At 35.4% G+C, this 13225-nt stretch carries 15 protein-coding genes; 5 read left to right on the top strand and 10 right to left on the bottom strand.

Features of this window, described 5'->3' with window-relative positions; translation table 11 throughout:
* Nucleotides 1–6: 6 nt before the first annotated feature.
* The 8 genes from Q0W04_RS01855 to Q0W04_RS01820 all read right to left on the bottom strand — a co-directional run bounded on the left by Q0W04_RS01855 (nt 7) and on the right by Q0W04_RS01820 (nt 7285).
* Nucleotides 7–213, bottom strand: a complete 207-nt coding sequence (locus Q0W04_RS01855) for a hypothetical protein (RefSeq protein WP_298499588.1) — start codon at nt 211–213, stop codon at nt 7–9.
* Nucleotides 214–224: 11 nt separating this feature from the next.
* A complete protein-coding gene (locus Q0W04_RS01850) occupies nt 225–617 on the bottom strand; it encodes a type II toxin-antitoxin system VapC family toxin (protein ID WP_298499585.1) in 393 nt (130 codons plus the stop codon).
* A 12-nt stretch (nt 618–629) separates the two neighbouring features.
* Complete coding sequence (locus Q0W04_RS01845; protein ID WP_298499582.1) at nt 630–905, bottom strand: hypothetical protein; 276 nt, start codon at nt 903–905, stop codon at nt 630–632.
* 211 nt (nt 906–1116) lie between these two features.
* A complete protein-coding gene (locus tag Q0W04_RS01840) occupies nt 1117–1605 on the bottom strand; it encodes a toll/interleukin-1 receptor domain-containing protein (RefSeq protein ID WP_298499579.1) in 489 nt (162 codons plus the stop codon).
* Nucleotides 1606–1745: 140 nt separating this feature from the next.
* Nucleotides 1746–2420, bottom strand: coding sequence for a biotin/lipoyl-containing protein (locus tag Q0W04_RS01835; protein WP_298499576.1), 675 nt, complete (start codon nt 2418–2420; stop codon nt 1746–1748).
* Nucleotides 2421–2430: 10 nt separating this feature from the next.
* Nucleotides 2431–2940, bottom strand: a complete 510-nt coding sequence (locus tag Q0W04_RS01830; RefSeq protein WP_298499572.1) for a hypothetical protein — start codon at nt 2938–2940, stop codon at nt 2431–2433.
* An 18-nt stretch (nt 2941–2958) separates the two neighbouring features.
* On the bottom strand, nt 2959–3903 hold the full coding sequence (locus tag Q0W04_RS01825; RefSeq protein WP_298499570.1) for a hypothetical protein: 945 nt from the start codon (nt 3901–3903) through the stop codon (nt 2959–2961).
* A 4-nt stretch (nt 3904–3907) separates the two neighbouring features.
* The gene (locus Q0W04_RS01820; protein ID WP_298499567.1) at nt 3908–7285 is read right to left on the bottom strand and encodes a right-handed parallel beta-helix repeat-containing protein; all 3378 of its coding nucleotides are present in this window, start codon (nt 7283–7285) and stop codon (nt 3908–3910) included.
* A gap of 82 nt (nt 7286–7367) precedes the next feature.
* On the opposite strand from Q0W04_RS01820, the gene Q0W04_RS01815 reads away from it, so the two are divergent.
* The 4 genes from Q0W04_RS01815 to Q0W04_RS01800 all read left to right on the top strand — a co-directional run bounded on the left by Q0W04_RS01815 (nt 7368) and on the right by Q0W04_RS01800 (nt 9610).
* Complete coding sequence (locus Q0W04_RS01815; RefSeq protein ID WP_298499562.1) at nt 7368–8072, top strand: type II CAAX prenyl endopeptidase Rce1 family protein; 705 nt, start codon at nt 7368–7370, stop codon at nt 8070–8072.
* A gap of 256 nt (nt 8073–8328) precedes the next feature.
* Nucleotides 8329–8622: a hypothetical protein gene (locus tag Q0W04_RS01810; RefSeq protein WP_298499560.1), complete on the top strand. Its 294-nt coding sequence runs from the start codon at nt 8329–8331 to the stop codon at nt 8620–8622.
* Between the two features lie 156 nt (nt 8623–8778).
* On the top strand, nt 8779–9045 hold the full coding sequence (locus tag Q0W04_RS01805) for a hypothetical protein (RefSeq protein WP_298499557.1): 267 nt from the start codon (nt 8779–8781) through the stop codon (nt 9043–9045).
* A gap of 343 nt (nt 9046–9388) precedes the next feature.
* Nucleotides 9389–9610 (top strand): hypothetical protein, encoded by a 222-nt coding sequence (locus Q0W04_RS01800; protein ID WP_298499554.1) that lies wholly within the window; start codon nt 9389–9391, stop codon nt 9608–9610.
* A 236-nt stretch (nt 9611–9846) separates the two neighbouring features.
* Here Q0W04_RS01800 and Q0W04_RS01795 read toward each other — a convergent pair whose 3' ends face one another.
* Complete coding sequence (locus Q0W04_RS01795; RefSeq protein ID WP_298499551.1) at nt 9847–11301, bottom strand: sodium-dependent transporter; 1455 nt, start codon at nt 11299–11301, stop codon at nt 9847–9849.
* Between the two features lie 40 nt (nt 11302–11341).
* On the opposite strand from Q0W04_RS01795, the gene Q0W04_RS01790 reads away from it, so the two are divergent.
* Nucleotides 11342–11719, top strand: coding sequence for a DUF4258 domain-containing protein (locus Q0W04_RS01790; RefSeq protein WP_298499548.1), 378 nt, complete (start codon nt 11342–11344; stop codon nt 11717–11719).
* Between the two features lie 39 nt (nt 11720–11758).
* Here Q0W04_RS01790 and Q0W04_RS01785 read toward each other — a convergent pair whose 3' ends face one another.
* Nucleotides 11759–12994, bottom strand: coding sequence for a transposase (locus tag Q0W04_RS01785; protein ID WP_298499545.1), 1236 nt, complete (start codon nt 12992–12994; stop codon nt 11759–11761).
* Between the last annotated feature and the right edge of the window lie 231 nt (nt 12995–13225).

Below are 13225 nucleotides of genomic sequence, written 5' to 3'. Positions count from 1 at the left end.
AAAAGGTTAATCAAGGCCTAACGCCTCATCAACCATCTTTAAGAACTCTTCAGAATGCAGTCTTTTGCAGCTTTCCTCACTGAAGTTATCTTCCATCAATCCACGGTTAATGTAGCCCCAAACTACCTCATCAACAGTCATGCCCAATTCCTTGGCTTTGTCTTCGACCATTTTTTTAAGTTTTGGGTTTTCTATTTCATAGTGAAAATCCACGTTAACACCTCCTAAACATTGCAGATTACTTCAAAAACATTAATTTTTTTAAAATCACTGTCAAATGAAACTATTTGAGTTATTCCCAGATTCATCATAGTATTGATGATAGTGCAATCCGCATAATTAATTGAATTACCATACCAACCATTAATTTCTAAAGATCTTAGGTAATCTTTACCAGTTAGCTGGATTACTCGATTTTCATCATGCAAATTATTAAAAACTTTGTTTATACTATTTCCAGTTCCAACCACCCGATTTAATGTTTCTACAAGAACTGTGGTGTTGATTACAGTAGTTTCATTAGAATCCACTAAAAATTCATTAATTAGGGCATCCTTATGATGCCTGTCTTTTTTGTCCAGTAAACCCTTAAAGTAACCAGTATCAAGAAAAATCATTAAAATCCCCCATTAATCGTCAGATTTATTTAATAAACCAATAAAAACACTAAAATCATGTTTTTTTGGAGGAATTCCCCTTTTTTTGTCCTTTTCCACTTCTCTTCTACTAAGTTCCATCAACTCCTCACGAGTAAGATGAGGAGGATCAGAGTAGTCATCACTAAACAATCCTCTCCTAATATACCTCTCAATCAAACCATTGAAAGACAAATTAAGTTCAAGCGATTTTTCAGTTAATTTCGCAGCTATCATTTTATCACCAATTCTTGTTTTGTCATCAGACACAATAACAACTCCCGGCCAATAATGCATATTCAATTTGGAGGTCATCAATATGGAATTACCAACCATGAAGTATTACTTATTTTAATATTAGTAATACTACATATATAAACATTTCCCCAAGCCAAGATTGAATTTTAAAAAACAAATTTAAAAGGAGTTTAGAGAGTAAAACCCAAGATGAAATCCACTTTAATATTCAAACCAAATAATATCACACATAAGACAATGTCTTTTTCAAATCATCCATTATCTCATCCCCGCGGGATTCAAGTTCCCTTCCGTCAACGTGAGGATAACACGCCAAATAGAATTCCATCTCACGATTTGAAAAGCTGCTGTCAATGTGAAAGGAAATAAGCTTTTTTCCTAAACTATAAGCTGCGTTCAATTCCCTCATGACAAATTTGCTTTCCTGAGAGTTACCGGAAAATATTAAAAGAAAACAGTCGGTTTTTTTGATTGCTTCATATATTTGTTCATCAATAGGATGGCCTGCAATAATATTTCGAGGAGCAATCCAACATCTGAATCCACGGTTTTCCAATTGCCCGCAAACATAATCCGCCACATCCCTGTCCTTTGTGGAATAGGAAATATAGATGCTTGAAACTGAAGGCTGTATTGAATACATTGTGGGAATTTCCTCCTCCACCTCCCGGCGGGGTTTGAATATTCTGCCTAAAAAATCCTTAATGGTCATAGCTAACACCTAACATTATCTTTGAAAATACTGATTATTAATATGAATCCAGAAAATCACCATCTGCTAATTTCATTATTTGACTCTGCCGCCGGAGCTGACATATTTCATTGCCGATTATCTTTTAACCTAAAAACCGTTTATTTTGGCCCCCTTAATCTGATTATTTCTTCAGTAGTGAAAATATCATCTCCCGGTTTAATTAGTATTTCCTCTACAATACCTTCCACTTCAATGCAGATTTCCTTTTCCATTTTCAGTTCATCGACTGTGCAGATAACATCACCTTTTTCAAGCCGGTCCCCCACCTTTACCTTAATATCGACTACAGTACCTAAAAATTGTGGAGACTCGCCCGGAGGAGCATATGCTATTTGTGAGTCATCAAAATTATCGTCGGATTGCAGATAATAATCCTTCAGTTTTTCTGTAATCTCATCAAAAGTCCTAAGGCAAAATTGCCCAAAATCCTCCCGATTTTTAACTGTAAAAACCTCATCTGAAAGCAATGCCAAACCGCTTCTGAAATTGCCGCAAAGCCCATAGACGGTAACGCCGTTTGCCCTTGCAGACTTGACAGCACCAATTACAAAATCATCCCTACCTGATTTAGAAATGGCCAAAACGGAACCGCCATCAGAAAAAATACTCTCATAGCTACCACCGTAGTCAACAAGCCTTGAAGATACACCCAACAAATCCAAATCAGCACTAAACTTCAAAGCCAAATCCATTGACTCCTCATCGCAAACAATGAAAAAATCCTCCCATGAGGCAATATCTGCAATCAGCCCTTCACCAAGATAACTTTCCATTTAAACACCTTCAGTGACCCAAAAAATGGGACCGTTTCATTTCTACCTTATTATCATCTACCACATCAATCAGTTTGGCTAGTATTCCTGCAAAGATCAATGCCAATTCTACTCTTAAATTTTCATCACCCAAAATTATGGCCTCATCGGCCAGGCTGGTAAAATCAGACCCTATTTTAGAGATTACATATACTGACATTTCATTAATCCCCGCCAATTTAACTGCCTCACCAATCGCACTATTTTCCCCGTCAAAAATGGCCAAAAGAGCATCATCAGGACCTGCACCCCCCAAGTCGCTGATGCTTGCAACGGGTTTCCAGGAGATTTTTAACTGAGTCAAACTCCCCAAAAGCAATGCGATAACATCTTGATCAACACCACCATCATAGAGAATGTAAAAATCTCCCCAGGACATCAAATCATTTACCATACTGTTGACGGCAGCCCTATATTCAGGCCTTACTGTAGTTTTCTTTAATTGATTAACAAACTCAGGGGGCAACCCTTCAATATCCATATCATATTCCTCCAAATTTCACTTAAATAACCTTTTAACTTTATTTGAAAGTGACTTATCTTTGAGTTCAATATTCAAAAAATCAATGACCGCCAATGAGTGTTTTTGGAAATCCTCACTGCCGACGGCTATGGATTTTTCTAAAAAGCCACTGCATTTTTCACCACAGATAATATAGTCACAAAACTTAGCAATATCTCTGAAATAGTCTTCACTACAGGATTTTGAAATCAGTACAAATCCGTCAGCTCTACTCACCGAGAATTTCCCGGAGGACGGAAGTTCAATATTATAATTGTAGTTGTCCAAATCAAGATTTCTGAAAGGCTTCTGATTCCCGTCACTAACTACACAGGCATTTACATCCAAAGAGTGTAACTTTTCTCCTAATGCATAAGCTATATCCTTAAATTGGGAATCAGCAAAGATGAAAATAGTCCTTTCAAGCTTGCATTTGACCAGCCAAGATGTCTTGTCTGCCACATACAAATAACACGGATTGTCAGAATCTTCTCCAATAAGTCCTGCACCTGATTTTTTGAACTTTAACCTAATATTTTTGCGCCTGTCATCGCGTATTTCATCAATTATAGTATCAAGAGTTATTGTCAAAGAGTCTGTGAAATCCCCTTCAACATCAAATAATTCATCTGCAAGCGGTGCCAAACTGCAAACATCCCTGCAGATTGCATAAACTTTAAATCCCATCGGTTTTGCCTCTTTAACCAAATCCAGAATGAATTCGTCCTCAACTGAACCGGAAATTGCCAGAATGCAATCTCCAAAATACGAATTGGACTTAAATAACTGAAAATCATCACTGCCGATAATGAAATGGTCAATATGAAATTCGCCCAGAGCTTTTGAAAACTCACATACCCTATCGGCCGATTCATCATCATGAATTATGAAAAAATTATCCCATGAGTTAATTTCTTCAACCAAGTCCTGCCAAATGCTCATTTTTTCACCTGAATTTACATCTCACAAGCTTTACATCTCCACCTTCATAGCCATAAACAGCATTTTTGTCCGGGCTTCTGTTGTCAATAAATTCGCAATCTGAAACTTTAAGATGGGTTTTCAATCTCATGTCCAACGGTCTGGTGTGTTCTATTGCACCTGCCCTTATTTTTGCCATATTTTCCTTAAAAATACAGCCTGAAGCAACAACTTTCCCGTAGCTGAAAATGGCTCCTCCGTTGGTTTTGGATTCATTTTCCAAAAATTCTGAGTTTTTAATCTTTATATCCCCACTTGTCCGGTTGTTTATAACACCACCCTCATCGCGTGCGAGATTGCCCACAAATCTTGAATCGTCAATGTCTATTTCACCGTAATTGTAAATAGCCCCTCCGTCAATGTCTGCATCATTATGTATGAAATCCACATCAAAGAGCTTCAAAGAGGCGTCAGATTCATTGTAAATGCAGGATGCCTTGTTTTTTGTATTGTTGCTTTTAAAAGCTGAATGATTTATGCTGGCTTTCCCGCTGTTGGAAATGCATGATCCGATGGCATGGGAGTTGTTGTTAATGAATAGTGAATTTGAAATGTCCAATTTACAGGAGCTGACTATAACGGACTGGCCGGATGCGACATTGTTTGAAAAATAGGAATTTGCAACCGTCAAAGTGTTTTTATTGTTTATGAATGCATTGTCTGATGTCAAACGGGTGTTGATGAACTTGCAGTTTTCGATGATAAGGTTTCCCTCATTTTCAATGATATCACGGCCATTGGAATAACAGTTTTTAAAGATAATATTTTTCAGTACAACCCTGACGTCATTTTCCCTTATTCTAAACAGGGAAGATGATCCTCCACCACTGATGATGAAGTTTTCATGGTCTAAAAGATTATATTCAATCGTATGGTTGCATCCGTCAATGACAAGATCCTTTTTGATGTCAAAGTGATGTTTCAGGAGATAATCGCTTGGATAATCGAAAACAAAGTCATGTTCCAATTTAATTTCATTTGAATTTTGAATTTTATCAGCCAAATGTGCAAATGACTTAACATCAACATGTCTGAGCCTTATTTTGGATGAATTGAAAATAGAATCCAAAAACAGCTCATCATCATCGCTTTCAATGACATTTGCATTATAGATATCCTGATTAAAATGGGATTCGTTGCCTTTTAAGTCTATGCTATTAATACTTAAATGACCCCTATTGTAAATTGCCCCACCTATTCTTGATGAATTTCCATCAAACTCATCATTTGAAGTAGTTAATGTGGATTTATTGTCAATAGCTCCCCCAAATGATTTGGATTTGTTTTTAATGAATTTTGAATTGATGGAAGTTATTTCACCATCGTTGAAAATTGCCCCTCCATTGGAGGATGATGCGTTTTCAATAAATCTGCAGTTTTCAAGCCTTACAGAACAGCCTTTTAAGACATGTACCGCTCCTCCGCCTGAAGCGTATCTGTCCATGTTGTTTGAAAATAATCCGTTTTTAAAAGTTATATTTTTCAATACAACATTACTGGCATTGATTATAAATATACGGGTCTTATTTCTGCCGTCTATTATGTGACCCTGACTGTCAAGGATGAGATTGTCGTTTTTAATCTCGATACCGCCTTCATAAAAATCGGATTCGTACTTTTCAAGACAATAATCGCGAGTTAATGTCAGTTTAGGTTTTGAATTTACCAGCCTGTCCAAATGAGAGAAATCAAATCTGCTTATCACGATTTTGGAAAAGTCATTGAGCGTTTTGATGTTTTTAATGCTCAGCCTGATTTGACCAGCAGACATTTTCTTAACATCCAGCACACCCTTGTTTAAAACTGTCCTTTGCTTTGAGTTTAATTTCAAAGCGGAAATTATCATGTATGTTCTGTTGTAAATGTCTGGAAACGTTATATTGGATTTGTTTTCATCAAATGTTGACTTGTTTATTATGCACTGCTCTCCTGCATTATATATTGCCGAAATGCCTGAGAAATTTGCCCGAAACTCACCGCCCAGAACCTTCAAATGGGCATCCTCATCGTTGAAAATGATATTTTTGCAGTGATTGTCATGAAAACGGCTGTCAAAAATTGATATCGTTTTGAAATTGTATATTGCATTATCGTCAAAATGATTGGCAAATTCACAGTCAAAAATTATGGAGTCTGCACTGTTGTTGAATATTGCAGATCCGCTCAAGGCAGAATTTCGCTCAAATTCAGATTTAATAACTGTTGTGCTTGCCTTTTTCGAGCTATTTATAGCACCTCCCAAATTGGAGGAATTGCCTTTAAATGACACGTCATTTACTGTAAGCCCTGCCCAGTTCATGATGGCTCCGCCCGAATACTGTGAGCTGTTTTGGCCAAATTCCGAGCGAGTAATTTTAAGGATGCTGTCTTCCTGATTGAATATCGCCCCGCCGAACTCCTTTACAGTATTGTTTTCAAGCTTAAGACCATCAGCGTCGATTATACCCCAATTTAAAATTGCACCTCCTGTCTTTACTGAAGAGTTGGCGATGAAATCAGATTTTGAAAGAGAAATACGGCTCTTTTTCTGATTGCTCAGGGCCCCTCCGTGATTATCCGATTTATTATTCAAAAACAGACAGCCATCAATTTTCGCCCTGGAAAAGTTGATTATGGCACCACCGTCACTTCCTGCACTATTGCGTATGAATCTTGAATTTGAAACATTAAGAAGACTTCGGCTCTGAGTGTTGATGGCTCCGCCGTTTTGTGTTGCGACATTACCCTCAAAACAAGTATCAAAAACATCACATTTTCCGAAATTGGCTATTCCAGCTCCGTTTTCAGCTTCGTTTGCCTTAAATTCACAATTTCTAACGAGCAAACGTCCCCTTCTTTGGTTTAAAATGGATGAATTCTTATTTTTGGAGAATTCACAATCAAAGACATTGACAATTCCGTTGAAGTTGTATATGCATCCGACCTCATCCGCACTATTGCCAAAAAAGCCGCAATCCCTGAGAGTTACCTTACTTTCCATCTCACAAAATATTGCAGAACCTCCGGTTTTTGAGAAATTGTCAATGAATGTGCAGTTTATGAGATTCAAATCCCCCTGAAGGTGTTTGATTGCCCCTCCATCTTCATCATGAAAAGCATTTTTAAAAATAACGTTTTTTATTGTGACATTTCCGCACAATATGTTAAAGATTCTTGAGCTCTCACAGGCATCTATAGCAAAACCCCCACCGTCAATGACAATGTCGCCTGCAATTTCAATTCCCTGAGGAAATATTTCCTCCTCACCTTTTTGCAAGGTGATATCACAGTCAAGAAGGATGTCCTTGTTGTTTTTGATTAAATCATCGAGATACTGGAAGTTGTGTTGGGTTGATAATGCCATTAATATTATATGTTTAAGTCAATATTATTATCTTTTCCGAAATGTTTAAAATGATGAAATCAAAAGTTATAGTAGTGATAAAATGAGCTTTTTAGAATTTGATGAAACAAGAGATTTTCCATATTACAACCACAATCCCCGAATTTCAAAAATCGGTTGGATTGTACTGATGTTAAGTGTAGTCATTTCATATATTCTTTATGCTATTCTTTGGGAAGTGTCAAACTCTGAAATAATAAGCGGACTCGTATTTTGCTCATTGATGCTGATTCCACTCCTGTATTATTCAAACTGGGATTACAGCCTATTTTTCCACAAGCCAACAAAAAATGAAATAATACTTGGAGTGCTGATGTTTATTGGATATATGGTTTATGCAATCGCAATGGGAAATATTTTAGATATTTTTGGACTTGGAGGAGTTGAGGCAAGTGCGGAAGTCATGGGAGTCACTCCTGAAAGTACTATCGGACTGGTATTTTCAATGCTGGGCGAAGAACTGGTCAAATTTATTCCATTGATGTTTTTCATGCGTTTTGTCTATAAATTTAGCAAAAACCGTAAATTGGCCATTACTGTTTCTGTCATTATAGTCATGTTCGGATTTGGTATGCTTCACTATTATCCGCCATACTCAACTTTAGCTTCAGTTCTCCTATTGCAGGGGCTTGGAACCGTATTTGAGATGTACGGATACCTTAAAACCAAAAACCTATTCGTGCCATATCTATCCCACCTGTTAACAGATGCCATGGTATTTATCATAATGCTTTCAGGCGTTGCTTAACTGATCTGCCAAACCCAATACCATCAACCATCCCTTATTTTTTGATTAACATGATAGATTTAAATATAAGTTGTTCTGATTTTATTAAATTGCTTTGAGATAGAAGAAAAACTATTTAAAAATAATATCCAAATATTATAATACAGATGTAAAATTACAGAGTAAAGTAAATATTGATTTTTAAAGCTTAAATTGAGTTTAAAAGCAAGAAAAACTATTTATTAAACAAATAACAGAATAATAAATGGTGACAAATATGAGCGAACCGAGATTCATGAAATTCAAACGCGAAATGGAACCGGCAGAAAAAATATACACCAAAGAGATTGAACGATTCTCCAAGAAATTCGATGCTCTTGGTACAATGGAACTAAAAGAAGTGCCGGATATAGACACACTTGACTATGTCTACTCTTTTGAAAAATTGAACAGTACCAAAGAAGAAGAACTTGATGAAATACTTGAGAAACTCTATTCCCATATGGAAAACTTCTCAAAAAACAAAGGAATCGGCGAATTTTCTAGAAATACAATAATATTATTCATATAAGGTGATATAATGAATATACAAAAATATCCTCAATTTCAACTATATTTACTAACTCTCTTGTTATTGAATCTAAAAACACAGTTAATACCAGAAAATTGTGATGAATGATGTATTGATGCGACAATCATCAATAGAGCATATTATAGTGCATATCTAATGTGTGAATTATGGCTTGAAGACAAATATGGATTTAAAACAACTAAACCTTGGGAATTTGAAAAAGGTGAAGAAATTAGTGAACATAAGCAGTTAAGAGATGCATTATACGATTATGGTGAGATATATATTAAATCAAAATTGTTTCAACTATCTAATTTAAGGAAAAAAGCTGATTACGAACCATTCATTGATATAACCCCAAAAGAAGTTACTGATTCCATTACCCATATGAAAAACATCGTCAACAAACTCGAATTCGACTAAACTATTTTTTTTAAATCTCGAAAAAATTGCTCCAAACTCGTTAAATTGTATGCAATTGGCATTATTATAATTAAAAGTAATATTTAGGCATTCAAAAATATCTAAATATTTAAATAATATCCTAAAAATACTAATTAATATAACACTCTCGTGTTATGCTAAAAAAATTTTTTAGTTTAAGTTAATCTAAGGGTTTTCCCTTAGATTCACTTATCCAATACAAATCATAACCATTACAGACATTCAAAACACTTTTTTAATAATTCCGGCAACCAATTATCCTAAAAAACAAAATTAAATTTAATCAAACTAAATACAAATTTTTCAGCAAGGAGGAAATATAATGGAAAAGGATATGAAAATTGCACTTGTAATATCATTTATCTTTACAGGTTTGGGCATTGCCTATCTGGGAGATGTTAAAAAGGGAGTTACCCTTTTCGGAGCTGCAGTCGCACTGAACATTCTGGGAATGTGGACATTTTCCATATTCAGCCACATCTCAATTCTGGTGTGGATTCTTGGATTGTACCTTACATTCACAAAAGCGCAAAGTCCTCAATAGGACAGAGTTTTATATTTATCCTTTGATAGATATAGATGTATCAAAAGTAATCTGTGAAAAATAATCCTATAATAAATATATTAATATTTACAATCAATAATTCTACTAGTTTTTAAAATAAAATCAATTTAATTATATCTAAAATTAATAATTCAATAGAGAAATTCTAATGCCTGAAAGATAATTAAAATTTCTTCTTTCGAAAATCAAAAAAATAAGTTGAAGTGAATGAACAATCATTCACCTGCAGGTTTAAATTTAGTCAAAACAACCGCAAACACGAATACCGCAACAATGATTATTACATCAACCATTATTTCAAATGTTTTTGCAGTTGAAAACAATTGTATGATACCAATTGCCCACATTACGATTAAAACTAGCGGCAATAAGTATTTAATTACAAAACTCCATGTCTTACCTACTTTAAATGTAGAATGCACGTTTAATGCCGGCAAGAAGTGTTCAACACCATAGAACCATGCAAATACGATACACTGAACACCGATTAAAAGCAAAATACCGAACTCATTAACAAATGAATCGATGATTCCGACAAGATAACTGCTGATTCCGGTTGTCAGGAGAATTGAAAATACACATCCTATAACGGACAATATTGTTGCAGTCTTTTTACGTGACCATCCAAGCTTATCAGAAGTTGAATTCAGCATCGGCTCGAAAAATCCAAGGGCTGAAGTGACACCGGCAAACAATATTGCCAAGAACAGCATTGGAGCTAATATGCGGCCAATAGGACCCATAATGTTGAAAATCATTGGAAATACGATAAATACCAGACCGGTACCTTCAGTGACAAGCTGAACCATCGGAGTTCCCGCAGTGGTTGACATGTACCCCAAAATTGAAAATACCCCAAAAGCCGTACATATCTCAAAAGCGGAGTTTGACGCTACAACAATCAAAACATTATCTATTAGTTTTGAGTTTTCTGGAAGATAGCTTGCATATGTAAGCGCAATTGCCTGACCCATACTCAATGAGAAAATAATCTGTGCAAATGCAGCAAGCCAGATGTTTACATTCAAAAGCATGCTCCAGTCAGGAGTAAGCAACGTATTAATTCCCAGAGAAGCACCCGGAAGTGTCAATGCATAAACGATGATAATTCCCATTATCACAAACAATGCTGGGATTAAAATCTTTGAAACCTTACCGATTCCCTTATCCACATCCCTGTTGGAAATAAACCATAGGATAACCCATAAGATCAATACACCAACAGTTGTTGGAATAAGTAAAAAACCGGCTTTTGAAAGGTTTGAACCTCCCCCAACAGAATTTACAAAGTAAGCGGCAGTATCGGTTCCCCAATTGAATGTAAAACTACTTAAAAGGTAAACCAAATCCCAGCTCAGGATTACCATATAATAAATTGTTACTATAAAAACAAAAAGGACAAGTATCCAAGCAATAATTTCAAATTCAGGTTTGATTTTCTTCATGATTTTCGAAAATGATTGCTTGAAGCTGAATCCCACACCATATTCCAATATTAAAAATGGAACTCCCATAATTGCGATTGCTACAAAATAAGGGATGAAAAATGATCCTCCACCATTAGAATACAGTACATAGCTGAAACGCCAAATGTTACCTAACCCAACAGCCGCCCCAATCATAGCGAAAATAAATGCCAATGACGAATCCCATTGTGCTTGTTGACTCATGACAATATTTTTATTGTAAGATGTATAATAAATTTACTTGATGAATGTTTTTGACAAATTTATTATGGGCGACACTGCAAGCATAAACTGGTGTTTTGAAAACAGACACTTCATAGAAAGGCTTGATGAAAATGGGATTTCAAGGGAATTTGTAGTGGACTGCCTGATGAATGAGGAACCCGTAAGCTGGGAGCATATCGAAAGGGAAAAGTATGCTGCAGTATTTAAAGCACCCCCATCAAAGGATTACAAGGAAATAAGAGTGATTATGGCCTGCAATGGCAATGACATTGATCTTGTAACCGTAATGAGAAACAACGAAACAACAACCAATCGCCAAAATAAGCAATATCAGTCTGACAAAAAGAAAAATATAGAAAAAAAGAGATTGAAGGCATTATCAAAAAGAAAATGGTAAACCCATTGAACCTCTCCGGCTTAAAGAAGCTGGAGATTCTTAGGCCATGCATATTGTTTCGTCAAAACATTTCCATTCATATGTATATATGAATTTGTCTTGACCAATAGGCATGAAATCTACTAAGCATAGGACCATTGAACCAGTGGCCCGTAAACCTTCGTCTAAAATATTTTTAGCCGCATTAACATCCCTTTTATGTACAGCGTGACAATGTGGACATTCCCATTCTCGTTCTTCACGACATAAGTCGTGATTTATTTCGCCGCAAACATGGCATTTTTTACTGGAAGGAAACCACCTGTCAATTTGTACGAATTCACGCCCATACCATTTGGCTTTGTATCGTATCATTTCTATGAGTTTTCCCCATCCTATTTCATGAATGCTGCGACTTAAATTACTTTTAATCATTCCACGTATATTTAATGTTTCCATGGCTATGAATTCACAGAGTTTGACAATATTATAGGATACTTTATGGTAGTAGTCGTTGATTACGTTGTTTTTCTTGGTTATCCATTTGTGGAGTTTTTTTAGTGTTTTTTTCCAGTTGGATCCACCTTCTTTTTGCCTGGCCAGTTTTTGATTATAATATTGTATTCTGCCATTTATTCTTTTTAAGTCAGGTTTGGGAACGGTTTTGCCGTTGGAAAAGGTTAAAAAGTCTGTTAAACCCACATCAATGCCCACATATAATCCATTGTAGGAGAACTCGTCTTTTGGTTGTATTTTATCCATTTCATAAATTATGCAAACAAACCATTTGCCGTTTTCTTTTAAAAGTGTTGCTTCTTTGATTTTACCATCAATATCCCGTTTATACTTGACTTCAAGATATCCTAGCTTGTTTAACCTTAATCGATTATCTTCCCACCTGATGGTGCTTTTAATCCCATCTTTGGTGGAGTATTCGTTGTTTCTCAGTGTGATGGATTGTACTGGATTTTTTTTAAGTGATTTGAACTTGGGAAATCCAGTTCTGCCATCATAGTATCCTTCATATGCTCTGATTAAACGGTCGGTAGATGCTTGAAGATATGTGGAATCTGCTTTTTTCAAAAAAGGTTTGCGTTTTATTAGATGTTTAATGATTTTTTGTGTGTAACTGCGATTTACTTTAAATTGGTTGCCAATGTTAAACTCTTTGACCAGGTTTTCACGGTAAATACTGTATTCCAATGTTTTATTGAATACATAACCTGTGGCACGCAAATTGAAATTCAATGTCCTTTCTAAATCCTCATCAGGAACAAATTCGATTTTATCAGTCAAAATAAAACTCTTTTCAACCATAAAACTCAAATCCACACAAATATTTTTAGACAAAGAAAGAACAATCATTATATTTCATATCCCTAAAAAAAAATACATTTCGGATCCCATAAAAGAATCAGCATTTTCCCCAAGAAACTAAATAACTGTTCTTTTCCATAACTATAATTATATACACTTATAATAAAAAGAGTTTATCAAAGAGAGCATTTGAAGAGTAATAATTTTTTT

Origin of the sequence: uncultured Methanobrevibacter sp. (assembly GCF_947170395.1) — an archaeon.
Classification (GTDB): Archaea; Methanobacteriota; Methanobacteria; order Methanobacteriales; family Methanobacteriaceae; genus Methanocatella.
The sequence above is the reverse complement of the archived record's forward strand: the minus strand, read 5'-3'. Positions and strand labels throughout refer to the sequence as shown.

Bases quoted from the DNA above. Each gene is read 5' to 3' on its own strand.
- Q0W04_RS01820 (WP_298499567.1), bottom strand. From the start codon at position 7,285: ATGGCATTATCAACCCAACACAACTTCCAGTATCTCGATGATTTAATC.
- Q0W04_RS01790 (WP_298499548.1), top strand. From the start codon at position 11,342: ATGAATGTTTTTGACAAATTTATTATGGGCGACACTGCAAGCATAAAC.
- Q0W04_RS01800 (WP_298499554.1), top strand. From the start codon at position 9,389: ATGGAAAAGGATATGAAAATTGCACTTGTAATATCATTTATCTTTACA.
- Q0W04_RS01840 (WP_298499579.1), bottom strand. From the start codon at position 1,605: ATGACCATTAAGGATTTTTTAGGCAGAATATTCAAACCCCGCCGGGAG.
- Q0W04_RS01815 (WP_298499562.1), top strand. From the start codon at position 7,368: ATGAGCTTTTTAGAATTTGATGAAACAAGAGATTTTCCATATTACAAC.
- Q0W04_RS01805 (WP_298499557.1), top strand. From the start codon at position 8,779: ATGTGTGAATTATGGCTTGAAGACAAATATGGATTTAAAACAACTAAA.
- Q0W04_RS01830 (WP_298499572.1), bottom strand. From the start codon at position 2,940: ATGGATATTGAAGGGTTGCCCCCTGAGTTTGTTAATCAATTAAAGAAA.
- Q0W04_RS01850 (WP_298499585.1), bottom strand. From the start codon at position 617: ATGATTTTTCTTGATACTGGTTACTTTAAGGGTTTACTGGACAAAAAA.
- Q0W04_RS01825 (WP_298499570.1), bottom strand. From the start codon at position 3,903: ATGAGCATTTGGCAGGACTTGGTTGAAGAAATTAACTCATGGGATAAT.
- Q0W04_RS01810 (WP_298499560.1), top strand. From the start codon at position 8,329: ATGAGCGAACCGAGATTCATGAAATTCAAACGCGAAATGGAACCGGCA.
- Q0W04_RS01795 (WP_298499551.1), bottom strand. From the start codon at position 11,301: ATGAGTCAACAAGCACAATGGGATTCGTCATTGGCATTTATTTTCGCT.
- Q0W04_RS01835 (WP_298499576.1), bottom strand. From the start codon at position 2,420: ATGGAAAGTTATCTTGGTGAAGGGCTGATTGCAGATATTGCCTCATGG.